The 20,478-nt window shown below is 39.8% G+C and carries 24 protein-coding genes and 1 tRNA gene; 12 read left to right on the forward strand and 13 right to left on the reverse strand.

Going from position 1 to position 20,478, the window contains the following annotated elements:
• The first annotated feature begins 4 nt into the window (after window positions 1–4).
• Window positions 5–439 carry a response regulator gene (locus H6G57_RS21230; RefSeq protein ID WP_190522155.1) on the forward strand — a complete coding sequence of 145 codons (435 nt, stop codon included), beginning with the start codon at window positions 5–7 and terminating at the stop codon, window positions 437–439.
• Window positions 440–525: 86 nt separating this feature from the next.
• Window positions 526–1,593, forward strand: a complete 1,068-nt coding sequence (locus tag H6G57_RS21235) for a hybrid sensor histidine kinase/response regulator (RefSeq protein ID WP_190522157.1) — start codon at window positions 526–528, stop codon at window positions 1,591–1,593.
• 527 nt (window positions 1,594–2,120) lie between these two features.
• Here H6G57_RS21235 and hemB read toward each other — a convergent pair.
• The gene (hemB, locus tag H6G57_RS21240) at window positions 2,121–3,125 is read right to left on the reverse strand and encodes a porphobilinogen synthase (RefSeq protein ID WP_190522158.1); all 1,005 of its coding nucleotides are present in this window, start codon (window positions 3,123–3,125) and stop codon (window positions 2,121–2,123) included.
• 202 nt (window positions 3,126–3,327) lie between these two features.
• Here hemB and pta point away from each other — a divergent pair, with 202 nt between their 5' ends.
• Window positions 3,328–5,418, forward strand: coding sequence for a phosphate acetyltransferase (gene pta / locus H6G57_RS21245; protein ID WP_190522161.1), 2,091 nt, complete (start codon window positions 3,328–3,330; stop codon window positions 5,416–5,418).
• A gap of 34 nt (window positions 5,419–5,452) precedes the next feature.
• Here pta and H6G57_RS21250 read toward each other — a convergent pair whose 3' ends face one another.
• The 4 genes from H6G57_RS21250 to H6G57_RS21265 all read right to left on the reverse strand — a co-directional run bounded on the left by H6G57_RS21250 (window position 5,453) and on the right by H6G57_RS21265 (window position 7,634).
• Complete coding sequence (locus tag H6G57_RS21250) at window positions 5,453–6,076, reverse strand: hypothetical protein (RefSeq protein ID WP_190522163.1); 624 nt, start codon at window positions 6,074–6,076, stop codon at window positions 5,453–5,455.
• 122 nt (window positions 6,077–6,198) lie between these two features.
• A complete protein-coding gene (locus H6G57_RS21255) occupies window positions 6,199–6,528 on the reverse strand; it encodes a hypothetical protein (protein ID WP_190522165.1) in 330 nt (109 codons plus the stop codon).
• A gap of 11 nt (window positions 6,529–6,539) precedes the next feature.
• Window positions 6,540–6,863: a cadmium resistance transporter gene (locus tag H6G57_RS21260; RefSeq protein ID WP_190522246.1), complete on the reverse strand. Its 324-nt coding sequence runs from the start codon at window positions 6,861–6,863 to the stop codon at window positions 6,540–6,542.
• Window positions 6,864–6,941: 78 nt separating this feature from the next.
• Window positions 6,942–7,634: a DUF1003 domain-containing protein gene (locus tag H6G57_RS21265; RefSeq protein ID WP_190522167.1), complete on the reverse strand. Its 693-nt coding sequence runs from the start codon at window positions 7,632–7,634 to the stop codon at window positions 6,942–6,944.
• 355 nt (window positions 7,635–7,989) lie between these two features.
• On the opposite strand from H6G57_RS21265, the gene H6G57_RS29795 reads away from it, so the two are divergent.
• Entirely contained in the window at window positions 7,990–8,070 is an 81-nt protein-coding gene (locus H6G57_RS29795) for a DUF6803 family protein (RefSeq protein ID WP_375539544.1), read from the forward strand.
• Window positions 8,071–8,072: 2 nt separating this feature from the next.
• A complete protein-coding gene (locus H6G57_RS21270) occupies window positions 8,073–8,243 on the forward strand; it encodes a DUF6803 family protein (RefSeq protein ID WP_375539545.1) in 171 nt (56 codons plus the stop codon).
• Between the two features lie 135 nt (window positions 8,244–8,378).
• On the opposite strand, the gene H6G57_RS21275 is transcribed toward H6G57_RS21270, so the two are convergent.
• The 3 genes from H6G57_RS21275 to H6G57_RS21285 all read right to left on the reverse strand — a co-directional run bounded on the left by H6G57_RS21275 (window position 8,379) and on the right by H6G57_RS21285 (window position 10,227).
• A tRNA-Ser gene (locus tag H6G57_RS21275) sits at window positions 8,379–8,463 on the reverse strand.
• Between the two features lie 28 nt (window positions 8,464–8,491).
• A complete protein-coding gene (locus H6G57_RS21280) occupies window positions 8,492–9,424 on the reverse strand; it encodes a TIGR04168 family protein (RefSeq protein ID WP_190522249.1) in 933 nt (310 codons plus the stop codon).
• Window positions 9,425–9,444: 20 nt separating this feature from the next.
• A complete protein-coding gene (locus tag H6G57_RS21285; protein WP_190522169.1) occupies window positions 9,445–10,227 on the reverse strand; it encodes a response regulator transcription factor in 783 nt (260 codons plus the stop codon).
• Window positions 10,228–10,644: 417 nt separating this feature from the next.
• Here H6G57_RS21285 and H6G57_RS21290 point away from each other — a divergent pair, with 417 nt between their 5' ends.
• Both H6G57_RS21290 and nadA read left to right on the forward strand, forming a co-directional pair.
• On the forward strand, window positions 10,645–10,947 hold the full coding sequence (locus tag H6G57_RS21290; RefSeq protein ID WP_190522171.1) for a hypothetical protein: 303 nt from the start codon (window positions 10,645–10,647) through the stop codon (window positions 10,945–10,947).
• Window positions 10,948–11,104: 157 nt separating this feature from the next.
• Window positions 11,105–12,079 (forward strand): quinolinate synthase NadA, encoded by a 975-nt coding sequence (gene nadA / locus H6G57_RS21295; RefSeq protein WP_190522173.1) that lies wholly within the window; start codon window positions 11,105–11,107, stop codon window positions 12,077–12,079.
• Window positions 12,080–12,132: 53 nt separating this feature from the next.
• Here the strand turns inward: nadA and H6G57_RS21300 are convergent, their stop codons facing one another.
• The 5 genes from H6G57_RS21300 to psbN all read right to left on the reverse strand — a co-directional run bounded on the left by H6G57_RS21300 (window position 12,133) and on the right by psbN (window position 15,822).
• Window positions 12,133–12,897 (reverse strand): Uma2 family endonuclease, encoded by a 765-nt coding sequence (locus H6G57_RS21300; protein ID WP_190522175.1) that lies wholly within the window; start codon window positions 12,895–12,897, stop codon window positions 12,133–12,135.
• A 44-nt stretch (window positions 12,898–12,941) separates the two neighbouring features.
• Window positions 12,942–13,490, reverse strand: coding sequence for a DUF3747 domain-containing protein (locus H6G57_RS21305; RefSeq protein ID WP_190522177.1), 549 nt, complete (start codon window positions 13,488–13,490; stop codon window positions 12,942–12,944).
• An 81-nt stretch (window positions 13,491–13,571) separates the two neighbouring features.
• Window positions 13,572–14,483, reverse strand: coding sequence for an MBL fold metallo-hydrolase (locus H6G57_RS21310; RefSeq protein WP_190522179.1), 912 nt, complete (start codon window positions 14,481–14,483; stop codon window positions 13,572–13,574).
• Window positions 14,484–14,486: 3 nt separating this feature from the next.
• Window positions 14,487–15,587, reverse strand: a complete 1,101-nt coding sequence (aroC, locus tag H6G57_RS21315; protein WP_190522186.1) for a chorismate synthase — start codon at window positions 15,585–15,587, stop codon at window positions 14,487–14,489.
• Between the two features lie 103 nt (window positions 15,588–15,690).
• A complete protein-coding gene (psbN, locus tag H6G57_RS21320; RefSeq protein WP_190522188.1) occupies window positions 15,691–15,822 on the reverse strand; it encodes a photosystem II reaction center protein PsbN in 132 nt (43 codons plus the stop codon).
• A 231-nt stretch (window positions 15,823–16,053) separates the two neighbouring features.
• Between psbN and psbH the strand changes: the two genes are divergently transcribed.
• From psbH to H6G57_RS21345, 5 genes are all read left to right on the forward strand, one after another.
• Window positions 16,054–16,257, forward strand: a complete 204-nt coding sequence (gene psbH, locus H6G57_RS21325) for a photosystem II reaction center phosphoprotein PsbH (protein ID WP_190522190.1) — start codon at window positions 16,054–16,056, stop codon at window positions 16,255–16,257.
• 177 nt (window positions 16,258–16,434) lie between these two features.
• The gene (locus H6G57_RS21330) at window positions 16,435–16,695 is read left to right on the forward strand and encodes a TatA/E family twin arginine-targeting protein translocase (protein WP_190522192.1); all 261 of its coding nucleotides are present in this window, start codon (window positions 16,435–16,437) and stop codon (window positions 16,693–16,695) included.
• A gap of 62 nt (window positions 16,696–16,757) precedes the next feature.
• Window positions 16,758–17,399, forward strand: a complete 642-nt coding sequence (pth, locus tag H6G57_RS21335) for an aminoacyl-tRNA hydrolase (RefSeq protein WP_190522194.1) — start codon at window positions 16,758–16,760, stop codon at window positions 17,397–17,399.
• Window positions 17,396–17,662, forward strand: coding sequence for a DUF3146 family protein (locus tag H6G57_RS21340; RefSeq protein WP_190522196.1), 267 nt, complete (start codon window positions 17,396–17,398; stop codon window positions 17,660–17,662). The genes pth and H6G57_RS21340 overlap by 4 nt, the downstream gene beginning before the upstream one ends.
• Window positions 17,663–17,804: 142 nt before the next feature.
• Window positions 17,805–20,453: a DNA methyltransferase gene (locus tag H6G57_RS21345; protein WP_190522198.1), complete on the forward strand. Its 2,649-nt coding sequence runs from the start codon at window positions 17,805–17,807 to the stop codon at window positions 20,451–20,453.
• The last annotated feature ends 25 nt before the right edge of the window (window positions 20,454–20,478 follow it).

Here is a 20,478-nt window from a genome sequence, read left to right on the forward strand (position 1 = left end):
GTGAATGCAATATCAAAGAACGATATTAGTGGTTGAGGATAGTGATGAAGACTTCACCGCATTCAAACGGGTGATGCGACAGTTATCCTATTCTAATCGGATTTATAGGGTTATGGATGGAGACGATGCGTTAGCTTATTTGTATCATCAAGATTATTATTCTAATCCCGATATCGCACCTGTTCCAGATTTAATTCTTCTGGATCTGAACTTACCGGGAACGGATGGTCGGGAGGTTATTTACCAGGTAAAACAAGATATAATCCTAAAAAGTATCCCGATTATTGTCTTAACCTCATCTTCCAACCCTAAAGATATAGAAACCTGCTATCTCTACGGAGCTAATAGTTATCTGTTAAAACCTTTAGGTATAGATGAATTCAAACAGACCATCAAGCATTTTCTTCATTATTGGCTAGAAGTTTCTCTACTGCGGTAAAACTTTTTAACGAAACCCATTCGTCTTGTACAATTATTAGAAACGATACAAACTTTCTTCTCAAAATCTTGTTAAAGGAGTTAAGAATGGCTTTACCTCCTTCCCTGCTGATCGTGGATGATGAGCCAGACAATTTTCATGTCATCGAATTTCTCTTATATCAAGAAGGGTATGATCTGAGTTTTGCCAGGAACAGCACTGAAGCCTTGGACTATTTATCGGTCAAATTACCCGATGTGATTTTATTAGATGTGATGATGCCACAGTTCGATGGAATTGCACTTTGTCATCAGATCAAAAAAAATCCCCTTTGGTGTCATCTTCCGATTATTATGGTCACCGTTTTAACGGCTAAAGAAGATTTAGCACTTTGTTTAGATGCAGGTGCGGATGATTTTATTAGTAAGCCGGTGAATGGGATTGAATTGCGTGCCCGAATTCGCTCTATACTAAGAATGAAGCAGCAATATGATGAATTACAATCGTTACTTCAAGCGAGAGAGGATTTATCCAATATGATTATTCATGATTTGAATAATCCTTTGGCTGGGGTTTTATTTAGTTGTGAACTTCTCAAACTTTCCCCGTTACAACCTAAACAACTTCAAAAGGTTGAGGATATTTTACGACTAAGCAAACGCATGGTTTCCTTAGTCAATAGTTTATTAATTATAGCTAAAGTTCAAACGGATGAATTCGTTTTGGAGTATGATCAGGTTGATCTATCTGAAATCGGTCATGCAGTGGTGACGGATTTTGAAGCAATTGTGGCTTATCGTCAGATCAAGTTATTGTATGAGTTTCCCGAAGCCGGGAGACAAATATCTGTTGATCCGGTGATTTTACAACGAGTGATTGATAATTTATTATCGAATGCTATTAAATTTTCTCCCGTAGGAAGTCAAGTTACTTTACGAATCAGTTATCCCCCGGACGCAATGCTGAAAATTCAGGTCATTGATTGCGGTTCTGGGATTAGCGAGGAAAGCCGACAACGGATTTTTGAGAAATACGATATCGGAACTTTTCGCAAAGGAATTCCTCAAATTGGATTAGGTTTAGCGTTTTGTAAATTAGCCGTTGAAGCTCACGGAGGGACAATTTCTATTGAAAATAACAATCCTCAAGGGTCTATTTTTACTGTCGTAATCTAAAATAGGGAACAGGGAATAGGGACATTAATGCACAAAACAGGAATTTTGTCAAGATACCTAGCCTCGACTTAATATTCTCTTGCCAAAATCCGTGCATCGCTAAACGAAATCTGGGTGATTTTTAATACAGTATTGACGACAACAAGGGGGTTGTAGACTGCATTTTTGCCAATAGACACAATGACCCCTTGAAGACCCTTTTTTCTAGTATACCAGAACCCCTATAAATCCGTCAACTTTTTGCAAATCATTTTCAATAAAAAATCGACTTTTCAGAGAATTGTTTTAAATATTAAAATAAAATCTAAATATCTATTAATAATCTTTATATTTTTTCCGAGTCTGCGGTTTTCCCCGTTGATATAGCGCTACGCATTACAGTTAGGACATTTCCAAATCCTGAAACCCTTTCACTTCTTACTGTTCCCTGTTCCCTGTTCCCAGTTAAGCTGTTCCCTCTTCAAGTAGCGCTATAGTTTACGGTAGAGGCGGGTAAAAATTCAAAACCCGCCTTATTTTAATCTTTGTTAACGTAAAATCAGAGCCACTTCCTTAGCAAAATAGGTGAGAATTAAATCAGCCCCGGCCCGTTTAATACTGGTTAAGGTTTCTAACATGACTTTTTTCTCATCAATCCAACCCATTTGTCCAGCGGCTTTAATCATGGCATATTCCCCACTGACGTTATAGGCGGCTACGGGAAGATCTGTTGCTGACCGCAACAGATGAATAATATCCAAATACGCTAAAGCGGGTTTGACCATGACAATATCAGCGCCTTCGCATTCATCCAAAGCCAATTCCGTTAACGCTTCTCTGGAGTTGGCGGGGTTCATTTGATAGGTTTTCTTATCGCCAAATTTAGGAGCCGAATCCAAGGCATCCCGGAAAGGGCCATAATAGGCGGAGGCATATTTAGCCGTATAAGCTAAAATCCCAACTTCAATATATCCCGCTTCATCTAACCCTTGACGAATCGCCCCAATCCGACCATCCATCATATCCGACGGCGCGACAATATCAGCCCCCGCTTCCGCATGGGACAAAGCTTGTTTGACTAAGACTTCAACGGTTTCATCATTGAGAATTTCCCCCTGATCACTGACGATGCCATCATGACCCTTACTCGAAAACGGATCAAGCGCAATATCGGTAATGATCATAATTTCAGGAATAGCCTGTTTAATCGCCCGCACCGTGCGTTGAATTAAGCCATCCGGGTTATAACTTTCTGTTCCAGCGTTATCTTTTTTTTCTTCAGCGACCAAGGGAAATAAGGCAATGGCGGGAATACCTAATTCCCAAGCTTCATTGACTTCTTTTAAAAGTAAATCTAAGGTATAGCGGTAACTTCCAGGCATGGAAGAAACCTCAACTTTTTGGTTTTCCCCCTCCATCACAAACAGAGGATAAATTAAGTCATTAACCGTAAGATGGGTTTCCTGAACCATGCGGCGCAGAGCATCGGTGCGGCGGAGACGGCGAGGACGTTGAACCAGATTTAAGGAATTTCTATGAGATTGGGATGGCATGAGAAGCAATCAATAAAAAATTTTACTAAAGATCAATCATTTATTATCCCATTGCGGTGAGTTGTGAATCTTTCCCAAGTGTTAATAAATGTAACGATTTTAAAAAAAAGCCCAACTTTGCCAAGAGTCACAACCGATCTGAAAAATCAGCCTAGAATTAAATAGAGGGAGAAAAAATCTGACGTTAACCGATTTTTAACTTATGATTAACAATTTATATATTAGTGCCATTGAACCCAATAGTGGTAAATCCTTGATTCTGTTAGGTATCATGGAATTACTCTCCAAACGCATTCGACGGTTAGGATTTTTCCGTCCTATGATTCATGCGGGAACCCAACCAGATAATGATATTGAACTGATTTCCAGTCGCTATCACTTAGAGTTTCCCTATGAAGCTTATTATGGAGTCACCCATGAAGAAACCCGGACGTTAGTTGCGGAAGGACAACTTGAAGAAATTCTCAAACGCATTATTGAAAAATATAAAATCTTAGAATCTAAATGTGATTTTATTATCTGTGAAGGGACGGATTTTACTGATATTATTTCCGCCTTTGAGTTTAACCTTAATGCTGAAATTGCTAATCAATTATCTGCCCCTATTTTATTAGTTGCTAATGGTCAAGGGAAAACCATAAAAGAACTGATTAGCAGTGTTAAAAGTGAACGAGAAGCCTTTATAGAACAAGGGTGTAGCTTAGTTGCAACGATGGTTAATCGCATTCCCTTAGAACAATTTCAATCCGTTGCTGATCAACTTGAACATATTTGGTCTTATGATGATCCGGTGTTTTTCTTACCCGAAATCGAAGACTTAGGGAAACCAACCGTTGGAGAAATTGCCACCGCCGTTCAAGCTCGATTGGTTCATGGTGATCCCGAACAATTAAAACAAGAAGTGATATCGTTTAAAGTGGCAGCCATGCACGTTCCAAATTTCTTATATCATATTCGAGAAGGCAGTTTAATCATTACCCCAGGCGATCGCGCTGATATTATTTTAGCGTGTTTAGCTTCCACTTTTTCAGAAAATTATCCCAATATTGCCGGAATTATTTTAACCGGAGGCTTAGAACTTGCGCCCTCCCTCCATAAACTGATTAAAGGCTTTAAAAAATGGACAATTCCCATTTTAGCAGTTGAAAACGATACCTACAATACCGCCACAAAAATTAATCAGGTTCACTCAAAAATTACGCCCGATAACGAGCGAAAAATCGCATCTGCGTTAGGAGGGTTTGAAAATTATATTGATACGTCTAAAATCGAAAAACAGATTTCATTGTCTCGGTCTTCGCGCATTACTCCCATTATGTTCGAGTATGAATTAATTGCACGAGCTAAAAAACAACGTCAACATATTGTATTACCCGAAGGCACAGAAGAACGGATTTTAAAAGCCAGTGAAATTTTATTAAGGCGGGGTGTCGCCGAAATTACTTTATTAGGAAATCCCGATGAAATTCGAGAAAAAGCAACGTCCTTTGGCTTAAAACTCGAGGGCGTTAATCTTGTTAATCCCATGACTTGCGAATGGTATCAAGACTATGCTCAAACCTATTATCAACTCCGAAAACATAAAGGCATTACCGAAGATTATGCGCGAGATGTGATGCACGATGTTAGCTATTTTGGTACAATGATGGTTTATAAAGGCATGGCAGATGGCATGGTATCCGGGGCGGTTCATACCACTGGACATACCATCCGTCCCGCCTTAGAATTTATTAAAACTCAACCGGGATGTTCCATTGTTTCCAGTGTGTTTTTAATGTGTTTAGAAGACCGGGTTTTAGTCTATGGAGATTGTGCGGTTAATCCTAATCCTAATCCTCAACAATTAGCAGATATTGCTATTAGTTCTGCCTTAACCGCTCAACAATTTGGGGTGGAACCCTTAGTGGCTATGTTATCCTATTCTACGGGAGAATCTGGTCAAGGAGAAGATGTGGATAAAGTTCGAGAAGCTACGATTCTAGCTCGTCAATTACGTCCCGATTTAAAAATAGAAGGCCCAATTCAATATGATGCGGCGGTTGATGAAGATGTGGCTAAAACAAAACTTCCAGGAAGTGAAGTCGCCGGACACGCAACGGTGTTTATTTTCCCCGATTTAAACACCGGAAATAATACTTACAAAGCTGTACAACGGTCGGCGGATGCGATTGCCATTGGCCCGGTTTTACAAGGGTTAAATAAACCCGTGAATGATTTAAGTCGAGGCTGTACGATTCCTGATATTGTGAATACCGTTGCGATTACGGCGATTCAAGCTCAGGGAATCAATTAAAACGGATTGATTTCCCTAAACCAACATTTAGTGATTAATCAATCAACTCTGGATTCGGAATTTGGGTATCAATATCCCCTTGAGATAATGTGGGGATTAACCCGTTACTTTCACCTGCTTTTAAAACATGGGCTGGTTCAACATTCAATTCAATCACGCCCGTTGTCGGGTTAGTTTTTGCAATTGATTGTGTACCATCAACAAACTTAACCGCAATCGGTTCAGTTAACTCTTGTACTGGAGTATTGGAACTGAAAACTACTTGAGTTTCTGCGGGAAAATAGAAGCCATCACAATCCCAATCATCATCCGTAATTTGACCCGTTGCTAGAAAATAAAGTTCGCTAGGAGTTTTTCCACCATCACTGGCATAAACCCCGATGGTTTTTCCGGTTTCATTGCGACACTGCGCCCGTTTTTTGGCAGTTTCCAGAATCGTTTTCTGAGACTGCAATTGGGCGAGTCGATGCTGAAATTGTTCAGGGGTATAGCCCGCTTCCTCCGGGGTATTCTTGACTTGTAGAAGTTGATTCAAAGCTTGAGTGACTTCAGCATAATCAGCACCTTTCGTAAAATCTTTGTTCGCCCAAGAGGGTTGAGCAATAATGAGGTTCACGCATAATAAAAGACCGACAAAGACAATTTTGAGAAACCGCATAGTGTTTTCCGACTTTGAAATTTGTTAGCTGTGACTTTACTTTAAACAAACTGCTTCAATAAAAGCAAATAGTCTTGTTTGTCGTTTTAATAAATTTAATTGATGAAAAGGGAGGATTTTTCCTAATCAGTCTTTTTGTCACTGTCTGTATTTTGAACTGAAGGGAAACTTTCAATCCGATTTCGATTCACCCAGCGATTGATAAGTTCGTTGTTAGTTTTACGAAACTTAATTTTGACTTGCTTGGAACCTAACTTGACAACTTCAGCCGGAATTTTGTGAACATCACTAGAATCTGCACGAACTTTGTAAAGCCAAATTACCTTTTGACCGACTTCCAAAGCTTCAGAACTATCGATAACAGAGGGAGAGTTTTCTGCTAAAGTAGGGAAAGCAATAATCAAGTTTATTCCAAGTAATAAGACCAAGAGAGACATCGGGAAAACTTTCATCTTTTTTACGCTTATAAACTTTGAGTTTTTAATTGTGAGGCTTGAATCATTTTGATTAATCCTATTAAGCACAAACAGCTAACCATTAAAGCCAATGGGGTCAGCGAGGCACTATCGAGGATAATAAATACTCCTAAACCGATTAAAACAAAAGGAACCAAATGATTTCCATAGCGGGTGAGTAAATTGGAAATATCACGTTGACAAGTCAGTTTATAGGTCGTGTAACACCAAACTCCGACAAGGAATAAAAAGACAGCAATGATTACCAATAAATTAGAAGCACTCGTCGTAATTGGTAGCGGTAAATGCTGTAATCTCGGTAAAAATAGCAGTCATAATTTCATTCATTTCTGTTTTCCTCAATCTTAGAACTGATAGTAATTTAGAACCCTATCAAATTAATTAACCTTCTAATATTCAGTTTCGGGAGAGTTCTGCTGAGAATGAATTGGATTTTCAAGCTTTTTATGATTGACGACAACAGTAAAACATTGATTCCGGTTTTTTTCGGGAAAATATTGACTATTTGCTTGTAATTGTAAGCCCGGTAAAACGCTGACTTGAAAATCTTTTTTGTCTTGAGGCTGAGGAACTAAGGCAAGTTTCAGTTCATTAATAACTTGTTGTTGTTCTTTAACAATTTGCGTCAGTTCATTCAGGCGTTGAAAATGCAATTCATCTAATTTTTGATGAAGAAGTTCAATATTTTGACTCGCTTTTAAATTTACTTGATGATCAATATCAGCATTTCTCCGATCTGTATCAGATTGACGATTTTGGCTCATTAAAACGATAGGGGCTGTATAAGCGGAAGCAAAGGAAAAGACTAAATTAAGCATGATGAAAGGTGATTCATCCCAATGGGGAACTCCAGGCATTAAATTCATTCCCACCCACCCCGCTAAAACGGTGCTTTGACAAATTAGAAACTTCCAAGAACCGACTTGATTAGCTAATTTATCTGCAAGGCGTTGTCCGCGATTCAAGGGTTCTGGGTTGCTAGAACTATTTTGAATAGTTGTTGAATTTTTCTCTATAATTGAGGAATTTTTCACGAGTTTGACATTAATAGTATTGGAATAAAGTGGGGGTGTAGAATTCATGTTGTACCTCGCAAGAGTTCTTTGTAAGTTGGGTTTAAACTGATGACTTTTAATGTACGTCGATGGAATAATAAAAGCAAATATTCTTAATTGTTAAAACGATAAATAAAAGTAATCATAACCTGAATCACTTCTACAAACTCCGCCCTGTATTTCGTTAATCCTTAACTTATCTTTGAGGTTGTAGCATCAAGATGTCTAAGGAAGAAAGTGCTGTAGAGCCAGTATTCTCCTCACTTGCTTGAATCTGAGTGCAGAGGCAGAGTTAATATTTTTTTAATGCTAAGATCACAAAAAATTGACTATTATTAATTATAAAAACGGAGGAAAAGATCCCATGGATATGACTCATTATATGGAGCTTCTCGCCACTAACCAGCCTTGGCATTTGTTGATTTTTATGGCTGTTCCTGTGATTTTAGCAGAAACAATTTAGGAATTAGTCTTTTAGAATTAGACTTAATTGGTAAACATAAAAGTGAAGAATCAAAACTCAAACTTCACGCCACCTTTGTTGCTGTTTTTCTGGTTGTTGCCCATATTGCCATGATTTTTGGAATGCTCAGTCCTTCACTATTAGGCGGACATTCAGGTATGCCGGGGATGTAATGGGCAATGAAACGGATTTTATAGGGGTTTTGTTCTAAAAAGAACAGGACTTACGCGGTGAAGAGTTGAGTGATGATCAGAGGAACTGAAAGGTTATGTGGAGTGAAAAACCTGCCCCCAATCACACTAAAATAACGGAGAGGGTGGGATTTGAACCCACGGAACCTTGCGGCTCACCTGATTTCAAGTCAGGCGCGATCGACCACTCTGCCACCTCTCCAATTGCTCATCCATGAGCTAAATAGCAATTATAGCACAAACGCAGATTGTGCCAAGAGTGCAGTAGAAGAATAAAGCAATTCTGTCTCAACCACCTGAAAATCCTCATCAACCCAGACTAAGGATACCTCCGAGACTTGTTCGGAGTCTAAGGTCACAAGGGAAAAATTCCGTTGTTTTCCTTGGGGTGTTTCTCGAATCCGACTCACGCAAGCGGCATTGAGATAAACTGTTCCGTCCGGGCTAGTCACTAACCGTTGACGGAGACGGGTCTTGGTATGACGGAGGGTATGGTGCATATGACCAAAAGCAACTAAGGGAATGGTTTTACCCAATATTCGAGCTTGGGCGATGGCCTCGGCAAAATCAGGATCACCATAATCTCCTCCTAGGGGGCTCCAATCTTTGCCACAGGGGGCTTCTGCTGCCTCTCCTAGCCCTGTAGGGCCGTTGTGACCTAAAAACAGAATCCGCTCAAAACGAGCCGATTGTACCGCTTTAATCATGCGCTGGGCGGAGGTTGCAAAATTATTCACCCCAAATCGTTCTTCGTAAAAATCACTATATTTCCATTCCGGGCCACCCCAACTAAAGGGACGACCGCCGACAACGGTTAACTGCAAATCGGGAAAGTCTTGTTTTCCGTAACCGACATGATCTTCCCCCATAATATCTAGTTGTTCTTGCACCCAATCTTCCGTTTGACGATTATAGGGGCATTTTTTCCGGCCCCATTCCGTTGCGGTATACCAGGCGTCATGGTTGCCAAAGACAACTGCTTTGGGAATCTCTAATGCAGCGATGGTTTTGACAAGCTCCACTGCTTCATTGCCAAAATCCCCAACCAATAGAACTAAATCAATCTCCAAAGACTTCAAAGCCAGGGTATCATCGTTTTCCCACTGATCATGAACATCCCCGACAACAGCAATTTTAATGGGTTTGGTATTCACAACGCTTATGGTTTTAAAGGTTATCTAAACTATACAAGATATGAAATATTCAGAGTACCGAATAAACTCATTTCATTTTCTAATTGAGTAATTCTTTGTTTATAGGACATTTTTTCAGAAGCATCTTCAATGAAAATAAAGAGCAGTGGCTCATGATGATTACTGGGCCAATGTACATCCTGATTTGCCATTACATAAAAATTGACATAAGCCGGTCTTTTCGGATTAACAGACCGAGCAACCCCCTGAATCTCTAAGTTAGGTTCTTCTTTCGTGATGACTTTTACTAAAATTTCTTCAAATCCGATTAATTCTGGAAAGCTATCCCCGACATAACTCCCGATTTTTAAACTTTCTGGATAATCACAATACTCTATTAAACTCGGCGAAATATATTGAATGAAAAACTGTTGATCTAAAATACAATATTCAATGGCTTTCGTTTGAAGGAAATCTTTCAGGATAGGGGGAGGTGGTAACGAGCATAGGGTTTCTGAATCTTCTTGTTTCAGAAGTACAGGATTTAACCGATAACCCATTCCATGAACCGTTTCAATGATTTCTATTGTATTATTAACTTTCCTAAAGGCTTTTCTTAAACCTTTAATATGGGAACGAATTCCGTTAGCGCTGGGAACCCGATCAAGATCCCAAAGCTGATCAACAATCATCTCATAAGTTAACACATGATTCGGATACTCCAGAAACAAAAGCAGCAATTTATATTCTTTTGGGAGTAAAGAGATGATTTGAGCATAATAAGTGACAGTGCAAGAATTTTTATTAACTGTTATAGAGCCGTGAATTAACATTTTAATTCCATTAATAAATTGACTAAAATTTAAGGGTGTTAAAATATTATTTTTTTGCTTTAAATATAGTACACTTTAGTTGATCTGTCAAGCCTTAAAACCCACTAATTTACAGGAATGGATATCCGGGCTATTCGCAGAAACAGTAGCATCACAATTAATTAGGATAATCAAGAAAAGGGTAGAGTTTCGGAGATTCATTAAAAAAATTGTAGTTTTTTTCCAAAATTTAAGTGTCCTTTTTTCTCGATTTGTAGTTCCCGTCTTTTCCACAAATTTTTCACAAATTTTCCACGAATTTTCCACACCCCCTCCCTACTGTTAATCCGTATGCAATTCCGTAATTCCACTGAGGCTCTCACGGAGTGACAACAGCGAAATAACTTGATTCAAACGACTGAATAGGAACAAAACACCATGGCTACTGGAGATTTTGCAACGACAGATTTTACGGCTGGTGATACTAATAATAACCAGATCTTAGATCCGAACGAAACTTGGACATACACTGGCAGCCACACCGTCATACAAGCGGATTTAGATCAGGGTGGAAATTTAGTTAATATGGCAATGGCGGATAGTGTTGAAAGCGCTCCTTCTGTAGATCATGCTTTCGTTCATATTTTGCAAGCTCCAGAACTAACCCGGGTTAAAACAGATGCCATTTTAGATAGTGGTGAAACCTGGACATATCGCTACACCCGTCGCAACCGCCAATAGCGAAGCTGTTCTAAGAGCGCGTACCATGAGCATCTATACCCAGGAGGATGCCATGGGATTTAGGATTTGCCCACCCTAAATCCCCATTTTTGGTAAATTCAACTATAATTAGGAACTACAATCCAAAATCGTTCACGGTTCCTAGAAGGTTTTCACTGTGTTTACATCAACTCTTCCCCGACAAAATAATTCAACAGTTGCCGATTTACCGACGGATTTATTTGCAGCGATTCAAGTGTTAAAGCAAGAGTTGAATGCCGTTATTTTAGCGCATTATTATCAAGATCCTGATATTCAAGATATTGCTGATTATATTGGAGATTCTTTGGGGTTATCTCGTCAAGTTGCTCAAACCAATGCAGATGTGATTGTATTTGCAGGGGTTCATTTTATGGCAGAAACCGCCAAAATTTTGAATCCTGATAAATTAGTGTTGTTACCCGACTTAAATGCGGGCTGTTCTTTAGCTGAAAGTTGTCTACCGGATGCCTTTGCTAAATTTAAAGCTCAATATCCTGATCATATTGTGGTGTCTTATATTAACTGCACGGCTGAAATTAAAGCCATGAGTGATATTATTTGCACCAGTTCTAATGCGGTGAATATTGTGCGGCAAATTCCCGAAGATCAACCGATTATTTTTGCTCCAGATCGTAATTTAGGGCGATATGTAATGGCAGAAACCGGACGGGATTTGGTGTTATGGCAAGGGGCTTGTTTGGTGCATGAAAACTTCTCGGAGAAAAAGTTAGTTCAATTGAAAATAGAACATCCTGAAGCGGAAATTATTGCTCATCCTGAATGTGAACCGCCGATTTTACGTCATGCGGATTATATTGGCTCAACAACGGCCTTATTAAACTATGCTCAGAAAAGTCCTAAGTCGAGTTTTATTGTGGTAACGGAACCCGGAATTATTCATCAAATGGAGAAGGAAACCCCCGGTAAATCCTTTATTCCAGCCCCTCCAATGAATAGTTGTTCCTGTAATGAATGCCCCCACATGAGGTTAAATACGTTGGAAAAATTGTATTTATCCATGAAAAATCGTTCCCCTGAAATTACCCTTCCTGAAGAGATTCGCATTGCGGCTTTACGTCCGATTCAACGAATGTTAGAGATGAGTAAATAGTTGTTTATATTCCCAAAAACCCGGTTTCTTCAAGAAACCGGGTTTTTGATTCCTTAACAAATTTCATCAGGATTAATCCCCTGCGATCGCAAAAATTCAGCTAATTTTTCCGCCCGTTGATGTTCTTGTGCTGCAATTTGACGTTCTTGTTCCGCCCGTTGACGTTCCTGTTCAACCTTTTCTACTCCCCAAGGAAGTATATTTCCGGCTTCATCCCACCATCTTAACCAATATCCATTCCGTTGCTCTTTTTCCCCTTGCCAAACCCCTAAAAATAGCTTTAAATCTTCAATCCAATAACGGTTATTCTGATTAATTTTATCCAATTCATAACGGCCTTTTTGTAACGAATGAACTTCTAATTGTCCCGTTATCGGTTCAAAAATAGCATAAATGGGAACTTGCAAAATTTGTTCATAAAAATACCATTTCCCCGGCGGATAACTACGTTTAACCGAATATTCTCCTCCTTCAGTTTCCGATAAAAATTCAATAACAATACTGGGAATATCCCCTTGCAAATTCGGCGTATAACTTTTTCGTGTTGTTTCCGGTTCAATGGATTTTACTTGTTTTATATACACCCAATCTGGGGCTTTAATTACTAACTCGCCATTCATCGTTGCACATAACCCAAAATTAGAAGCAATTAGCATTTCCGGTTGAATTAACCCTGCTAATTCTAAACTTTCGCGCAACGCACCCGCAATTAAAGGTTGAGCCGTATTTTCCACAGGTTCTTCTTCTAAGATAAAATCATCGGGTAACTTTTCCCAAGTAATAATAGGAGTAATAAGTTGTTCCTGAGTTGTCACCATAATCTTAACGAGAGTGTTAACATAATTTCAGTTTAACGCACGCTTTAAAAAGCCGGAGAATCGCTCGTAAAATAAAGATGACCTAAAGTTTTTCCTTGATAAACTCGTTTGGTTAAGCGCCAACCCGGTTCTAAAATAATTTTGGCAAAACCATTCGTAAATCCTGATGTTCTACCAATAATAATCGGTGGGGCGTATACATCTGCACGGGACTGAGCCACTAACAAAATATCATTGGGTGTACTTTGAACACTCAAGGCGTGGGATAGCGCTAAATCTCTTCCCGCCATTCTCACCGAATAACCATTGCTATCCGTTGCCCGTCCACAAATGCCCGTAAAATCAAAATTGAGCAGTAACGGATCAACAATAATCGGCTGAGAGCCACTTTCACTCCAACAAGGACGACTATCGGAGACTTGTTCCACAACCACTAAGGTATGTCCAAAGGCACGCGGGACAGCAATCGCCACAAATCGTTCCTGATCAACTTCCTTCTGGTCAAATTCTACCGCGATCGCATTCAAGGGAAAACTCAAGGTGGATATCCCAATCATCAATGCGATCAATGTTCGCTTCAGTGCTAATTTCATCGATAATCTGCACCGTCCAATGGGTTCTAAATTTGCCGACTTATATACTTTGGTTACTGTCCCTAGAACGATTAAGGTTATCTAAAACCCAACGGGAACAACTAACCCTTCCCGTGCCATAATGGCTTTGGGAAATACAGACTGGACTTCCTGTTCAATCTGATCGAGAAAGTCATCGGTGTGGGAGGGATCATGATGGAAAATCACGACTCGCTTCACCCCAGCCGCTTGTGCCATTTTTACAGCTTCTTGCCAAGTGGAGTGGCCCCAACCAATTTTTGGAGATTTAGGATTATGATACTCCTCATCGCTGTACATGGCATCGTAGATCAAAACATCAGCATCCTGAGACAGATTTAACACATTTTCATCCAAACCATCGGGGAGATGTTCAGTATCGGAACAATAAACAGCCGTGCGTCCATTCCAAGTGATGCGATAACCCATAGCGGTATTAGGATGGTTGAGTTGTCCGGTTTCAATTAAAATATCATCTAACATCATCGAATCCCCCGGCTTCAGGGTATAAAATCTTAAGTCCGCTTGAATGCCTTTAAGGGGAACCGGAGAATTAGGATGTAAAATCCGTTCAATAAAATGTTGTTTCATCGAGTCCCCATCCGGTGGAATTGCCCCATAAATATGAAAACAATTTCCCTGCATAAATGCCGGAGTAAATAAGGGAAATCCTTGAATATGATCCCAATGGTAATGGGTAAAAAACATATAGGCTTCTACAGGGATTTCTTGCATTAACTCATCCCCTAAAACTCGTAAGCCAGTTCCGCCATCAAAAATTAAGCGTTTACCTGCGACTCGCATTTCTAAACAGGATGTATTGCCTCCATACCGAATGGTTTCTTTTCCGGGGGTGGGAATACTGCCACGAACCCCCCAAAACTGGATCACAAAATCTTCAGGGTTCTTGGAGGAATCAGAGACGTTAGGATAATTTTGAGGGCTGAGCCCAACAGACGATAGGCTGGTTTCCATTTGTTATTCTTCAGGTTTCAAAGTTCCACACTGACCATGATGACGCAGCAAATGATCACACAGGACTAAGGCAACCATCGCTTCTACCATTGGCACTGCCCTGGGTAAAACACAAGGATCATGCCGTCCTTTCGCTGCTAACAGCGTTTCCTCTCCCTTATGGGTGACAGTACGCTGCTCTTTCCGAATTGTAGCAGTTGGCTTAAAAGCTACTCGGATAATTATGTTTTCTCCATTAGAAATGCCACCCTGAATACCACCAGAACGATTCGTTACTGTTCGGATAGTTCCTGTCGGATCACGATAAAATTCATCGTTATGCTCACTCCCAGTCAGGAGGGTTCCTGCAAAGCCGGAGCCAATTTCAAATCCTTTACTGGCGGGTAAAGACATGACTCCTTTAGCGAGATCTGCTTCTAGTTTATCAAATACCGGAGATCCAAGCCCTGTCGGTACGTTTCTAGCTACACATTCCACCACACCGCCAATGGAATCTCCTTGATCGCGAACGTGTTCAATCCGTTCTATCATTTTCTCGGCACAATCGCCATCGGGACAACGGACAATATTACTTTCAACTTGTTCTAACGTAACGGTATTGGGATCAATAATGGCTTCTAAATTTTGAATCCGTTTAACATAGCCAATAATTTCTACCCCAGCAAATTGTTTGAGAATTTTTTTAGCGATCGCCCCTGCCGCTACCCGTCCAATGGTTTCTCGTGCTGAAGAGCGTCCGCCACCTTGCCAATTGCGAATCCCGTATTTAGCATCATAGGTGGCATCCGCATGGGAAGGGCGATATTTAACCGCCATATCACTATAATCTTGGGGGCGAGTATCTTGGTTTCGCACCATAATCATGATTGGTGTTCCCAAGGTTTGCCCCTCAAACACGCCACTGAGAATGTCACAGGTATCGGTTTCTTTACGAGGCGTGGTAATTTTACTTTGTCCGGGGCGACGGCGATCCAGTTCCGCCTGAATATCGGTGATATCAATGTTTAATCGGGGAGGGCAACCATCAATAACAACTCCCACCGCCCCGCCGTGAGATTCCCCAAAGGTCGTGATCCGAAACAAATGCCCAAATGTGTTGCCCATAATGGTCGTATTTATTTTGCCAAACTTTATATTCTACCTTAGAAAGACGATGAGAAGTGAATGAATCATGAACAGGCAAGATGCCTGTTCCACAGACCTAATTCTAATCTTCGTGTTCTTCAAAGGGGTCGCGCAGATCAGTAGAAGCAGGGCCAAAAGCTGTATAGATCGCATATCCCGTCAGGGCGATAACAACCGCAGCGATGCCTATGTTAAGAGCTATTGCAGGTTCCATTAGATTCATCCCTTGTGATTCGTGTCCTTCTATAATAAAATACTCATAAAAATTAAGACAATTTAACAATTATTTCGGTGCTGGAGCCGGGATATCGTGTTGAACCGGAAATGGGGATACCCTAAATCGGGTAACATTAGCCTAAGCCTCCCATTCCTTCTCTAACCGGAGGGGGTGAGAGTGTCCAAAATCCAGATAAAATTTTGTTGACGTAAAAAATTTAGGTGAACTATGGCACAACGGACTTGGTTAGGAGATTTACTAAGACCTTTAAATTCTGAGTATGGTAAAGTTGCTCCAGGTTGGGGTACAACTTCTGTAATGGCAGTGTTTATGGGACTGTTTTTCGTGTTTCTGTTAATTATTTTACAGATTTATAACTCCTCACTGCTGCTTGAAAATGTGGATGTGAACTGGGCTAATTTAACCCGCTAATCAAGTTTCAAATCCGGTCAATCGTGAACTGTGAGGGGGAATTTAGGAGAGCGGTTTAAAGTATAAGAATTGAGAATCCTCTCCCGACATCATTCCTCTGGACTTGTTGAAAGTTAGACACAGTTCACGGTTTTCTATTTATAATGATTATTGGAAAGAAGATAGGAGACTATTGTTGTGAATATATTTGGAATTGGTTTGCCGGAAATGGCGGTGATTCTGGTACTGGCTCTATTAATTTTTGGCCCCAAAAAATTACCTGAAATTGGCAGCAGTTTAGGGAAAGCTCTGAAAGGGTTTCAACAAGCTTCCAGAGAATTTGAAAATGAATTTAAACGGGAAGCTCAACAGATAGAAGAAACGACTAAAATTAAGCCAGAAACTAACTCAACGATAGCGAGTCGCCAAAAAGAGGAGCAAGTTAACTCCATTGATTAAAGCTTAACCTAAACGAACAGGTTATACTTCAAGATGAATGTTATGGTGTGATATTAACGATTATGACAATGGAGGTAACACCTGCTAAAACATTAATTGTTCCTCAATTAATTGTAGGTTTAGGAAATCCTGAATCCCGATATGATCAAACCCGACACAATATTGGTTTTGAGGCGATTGATGCTTTAGCGAAAGCTTGGCGAATTTCCATTTCAGAACAGCGCAAATTTAAAGGGAAATTCGGCGAAGGGGTAACGTCCTCTGGAGAGAAAATCCGATTATTAAAGCCACTGACCTATATGAATTTGTCAGGACAGGCAATTCGGGCTGTTGTTGATTGGTATAAACTTCCCCCAGAATCCGTATTAATAATTTATGATGATATGGATTTACCCTTGGGACGGTTGCGACTGCGATTGTCCGGTTCAGCAGGAGGTCATAATGGGATGAAATCTACAATTTCCCATTTAGGAACACAAAATTTTCCTCGGTTGCGAATTGGAATTGGTAAACCCAATTCAATCTCTGGAACTCCTGAGCGGGAAACCGTTTCCTACGTTTTGGGAAAATTTTCGTCAACGGAAATGCAAGTGATGGAACAGGTGTTGCAATGGGTAGGAGAAGCCATTGATTTAAGTGTGCGTCAAGGTGTCGAAAAAGCGATGAGTTTATACAATAATCGTAGCGTTAATAGTACAGAGTGAGTTCTCAACGTTTACCCGAAACCACCGCGTATGTTCGGATTACGCGACAATCTTGGCAACTGGGTCTTCTCGAAGGAGAAGTCAGTGCTGGGGATTATGAGTGGCGATTTCAATGGCGATTTCGACACACCAAAAAACTCATGATTCAACCGTCCCAAGGTCGAGCTTTAATTCAAGAGCCCTTGGGACGATTTTTAGAAAAGTGCGATTATCAATTAGAACCTGGTGGCGATTATACCTTTACCATTCGCGCTCAATTTTAGGTCAGGATATCGGAGAAGCAAGGCTCAAGATAAAATTTATTATCCCAGTTTAGAGAATGTTATACTGATCTGAGAAAGTCTGCATTTAGGATTATAAAAGGCATTATTGTAACTCTTTAGAAAGTCATATAAAAGCAAAATCGTGCAAAGTATTTCTAAGTTTGATATTAACAGCCAAATTAGCTGTAATCCTTACTACAAAACGCAGCTAGGTTCTGCCTATTTAGGTAATAGCTTAGAACTGATGACTGAATTACCTGATGAAAGCATCGATTTGATTTGTACTTCCCCACCTTTTGCCTTAGTTAGAAAGAAAGAATATGGCAATGTAGATGCTCATCAATACGTCGAATGGTTCAAGGGATTTGCTCGTGAATTTTATCGAATTCTTAAGCCTCAAGGGTCGCTAGTGATCGATATTGGAGGAACTTGGCTTAAAGGTTTTCCTGTGCGATCGCTGTATCATTTTGAGTTAGTAATAGAGCTTTGCAAACCCAAATCAGAAGGAGGTTTAGGTTTTTTTCTCGCTCAAGAGCTTTTTTGGTATAACCCAGCGAAACTTCCTACACCTGCGGAGTGGGTGACGGTGCGGAGAGAAAGAGTTAAAGATGCTGTCAATACAATTTGGTGGTTATCAAAAGATCCTCACCCTAAAGCCAATAATAAAAGAGTTTTACGCCCTTACAGTGAGGCGATGAAAAATCTATTAAAAAATGGCTATGATGCAAAATTACGCCCGTCTGGACATGATATTTCTACTAAGTTTCAGAACGATCGTGGTGGTGCTATTCCTCCTAATATTATTGCCGATACTGCCTGTGAATCAGGTACATTGATTGGAAAACCCATATTAGGAGAATTTAATTGGATTTTAGAGAATGATTTAGCACAGCCTGTCAATATTATTTCTGCTTCTAATACTGCATCTAATGATTACTATCAGAGGCGGTGCAAAGAAGCAGCAATTAAAGCACATCCGGCTCGATTTCCTCAAGCATTACCTGAATTTGTGATTGGACTTTGTACTGAACCTGGTGATTTAGTTCTCGATCCCTTTGCGGGTTCAAACATGACCGGACGAGTCGCAGAAACCCTTGATCGCAATTGGTTAGCTTTTGAATTAGATGAAAATTATATTAAAGCATCACAGTTTCGATTTGAAGAAGATGCGCCCTTGGTGGTTACTCCATTAAAAGACAGAAAAGCACTGAAAGCAAAAGCACTAACTTTAGCCCCTGATTATCTTGAGAAATCATCTACAATTGAGCCTCAAAATACTTATATCCAATTAGACTTATTTCAATCACATAGTAATAATATGCCAGAACAAAAACTGAAATTTACTTATGGGCATCAGTTTGAACCTAAAACGATGAATTTACCGGAACTGATACAACTCTGTGTAGATTGTCAACCTGATCGCCGTGTTTTACAGGATGAAATTGCCAAGCGTTATTATTCTAGTCACTCAACGCAAAATGATTTACAAAAAGGGGAAAATCGTAGCAAACTTGCAATGAATACATTTCTTTCTCTTCGTGCTTACAAATTGGTTGAATCAATTAATGATCAGGATTGGCAATACACAGTAACAGATATTGCTAATGAAATATTAGATTCTCAGAGCGATAGTGATGAAGTCGCTACAATTTTTGCCCGTCACATTCTGACTAACTTAACGGGAATGTCTTTACTGAAAGCGGTGGAAGCAATTAACAGTAGAGGCGATAAACCTAAATTAGATCTAATTGGTTATGAATTGCAAGAAATGGGGTATTCTCTTTCTCCCAATGCTATCTATGTTAGCACGATGAGGCAATGGTTGGAAAAGGCAGGAGTATTTGAAAAAACTTACGAAATTAATTGGGATCGAGTTTATGATATCCTAGAACTTGATAAAGATTATATTGATGAAATTTACACGCTTACCTCAGAGCAAAAGTATTTTCTATTAGCAATGCTCCAGATGAGTATTATAGAACTTACAAAATGGAATGATATTGTTAATTATGCAGTGAGCGTTTATAAAGTACGGTTTCCTTCAAAGTCATTTGTTAAGGATATTATTCAACCCTTAGTAGAAGTAGGTTTGATTGAAACTGAAAAAACGACGGGCGGACGTGGTGCTAAACCCAATCTGGTTAAACTGACGGAAAAAGCACAACGAGAATTACTGTCTAAACTGTTAGAATCGATTGCAGATCTGACAGAAATTTCTCAAACAGAACTCAATCGAAGTTTTGAAGATGTTGTTAACGATTTAGAGCATTCAGATAAACATATTAAAGGCAAAGCCCTAGAATTGTTAGCCATTTGGATGATTCGTTTGACAAGTCTTCGATTTACAAAATGGCGGAAACGGGACTATGAAACTGGACAAGGGGAAGTAGATGTTTTAGCTGCATCTGATCGCTTTGTTTATCACCGTTGGCAAATTCAGTGTAAAAACACTAAACGAGTTGATGTTGAGGTATTAGCGAAAGAAGTCGGGATGACGTTTGTAACGGGTGCTGATGTGGTAATGATTGTAACGACTGGGGAGTTTACTAGAGATGCTTTCCAGTACGCTTATCGGATGATGGAAGTATCCCGTTACTATATGGTATTAATTCAAAAAGAGGATATTGAAGCAATTAAAGAAAATCGAACTAATATTATCAAGATTCTTGATCGCCGCGCAAGGCGTGTATTTGCCAAAAAGGAACTAGGGTTAACAGATAATGCAGTTGATGAGATTGAAATTGAAGAGGATTCATTGACAGAGTTTGATGGAATATTAACAGAGGAATAGAGCAACCTTTAAAATTTAAAAGAAG

Origin of the sequence: Planktothrix sp. FACHB-1365, assembly GCF_014697575.1 — a bacterium.
In the GTDB taxonomy this organism is placed as follows: Bacteria; Cyanobacteriota; Cyanobacteriia; order Cyanobacteriales; family Microcoleaceae; genus Planktothrix.

Coding starts and splice junctions, on each gene's coding strand:
- H6G57_RS21230 (WP_190522155.1), top strand. CDS start 5: ATGCAATATCAAAGAACGATATTAGTGGTTGAGGATAGTGATGAAGAC.
- H6G57_RS21235 (WP_190522157.1), top strand. CDS start 526: ATGGCTTTACCTCCTTCCCTGCTGATCGTGGATGATGAGCCAGACAAT.
- hemB (WP_190522158.1), bottom strand. CDS start 3,125: ATGCCATCCCAATCTCATAGAAATTCCTTAAATCTGGTTCAACGTCCT.
- pta (WP_190522161.1), top strand. CDS start 3,328: ATGATTAACAATTTATATATTAGTGCCATTGAACCCAATAGTGGTAAA.
- H6G57_RS21250 (WP_190522163.1), bottom strand. CDS start 6,076: ATGCGGTTTCTCAAAATTGTCTTTGTCGGTCTTTTATTATGCGTGAAC.
- H6G57_RS21255 (WP_190522165.1), bottom strand. CDS start 6,528: ATGAAAGTTTTCCCGATGTCTCTCTTGGTCTTATTACTTGGAATAAAC.
- H6G57_RS21265 (WP_190522167.1), bottom strand. CDS start 7,634: ATGAATTCTACACCCCCACTTTATTCCAATACTATTAATGTCAAACTC.
- H6G57_RS29795 (WP_375539544.1), top strand. CDS start 7,990: ATGGAGCTTCTCGCCACTAACCAGCCTTGGCATTTGTTGATTTTTATG.
- H6G57_RS21285 (WP_190522169.1), bottom strand. CDS start 10,227: ATGTTAATTCACGGCTCTATAACAGTTAATAAAAATTCTTGCACTGTC.
- H6G57_RS21290 (WP_190522171.1), top strand. CDS start 10,645: ATGGCTACTGGAGATTTTGCAACGACAGATTTTACGGCTGGTGATACT.
- H6G57_RS21300 (WP_190522175.1), bottom strand. CDS start 12,897: ATGGTGACAACTCAGGAACAACTTATTACTCCTATTATTACTTGGGAA.
- H6G57_RS21305 (WP_190522177.1), bottom strand. CDS start 13,490: ATGAAATTAGCACTGAAGCGAACATTGATCGCATTGATGATTGGGATA.
- H6G57_RS21310 (WP_190522179.1), bottom strand. CDS start 14,483: ATGGAAACCAGCCTATCGTCTGTTGGGCTCAGCCCTCAAAATTATCCT.
- aroC (WP_190522186.1), bottom strand. CDS start 15,587: ATGGGCAACACATTTGGGCATTTGTTTCGGATCACGACCTTTGGGGAA.
- psbN (WP_190522188.1), bottom strand. CDS start 15,822: ATGGAACCTGCAATAGCTCTTAACATAGGCATCGCTGCGGTTGTTATC.
- psbH (WP_190522190.1), top strand. CDS start 16,054: ATGGCACAACGGACTTGGTTAGGAGATTTACTAAGACCTTTAAATTCT.
- pth (WP_190522194.1), top strand. CDS start 16,758: ATGACAATGGAGGTAACACCTGCTAAAACATTAATTGTTCCTCAATTA.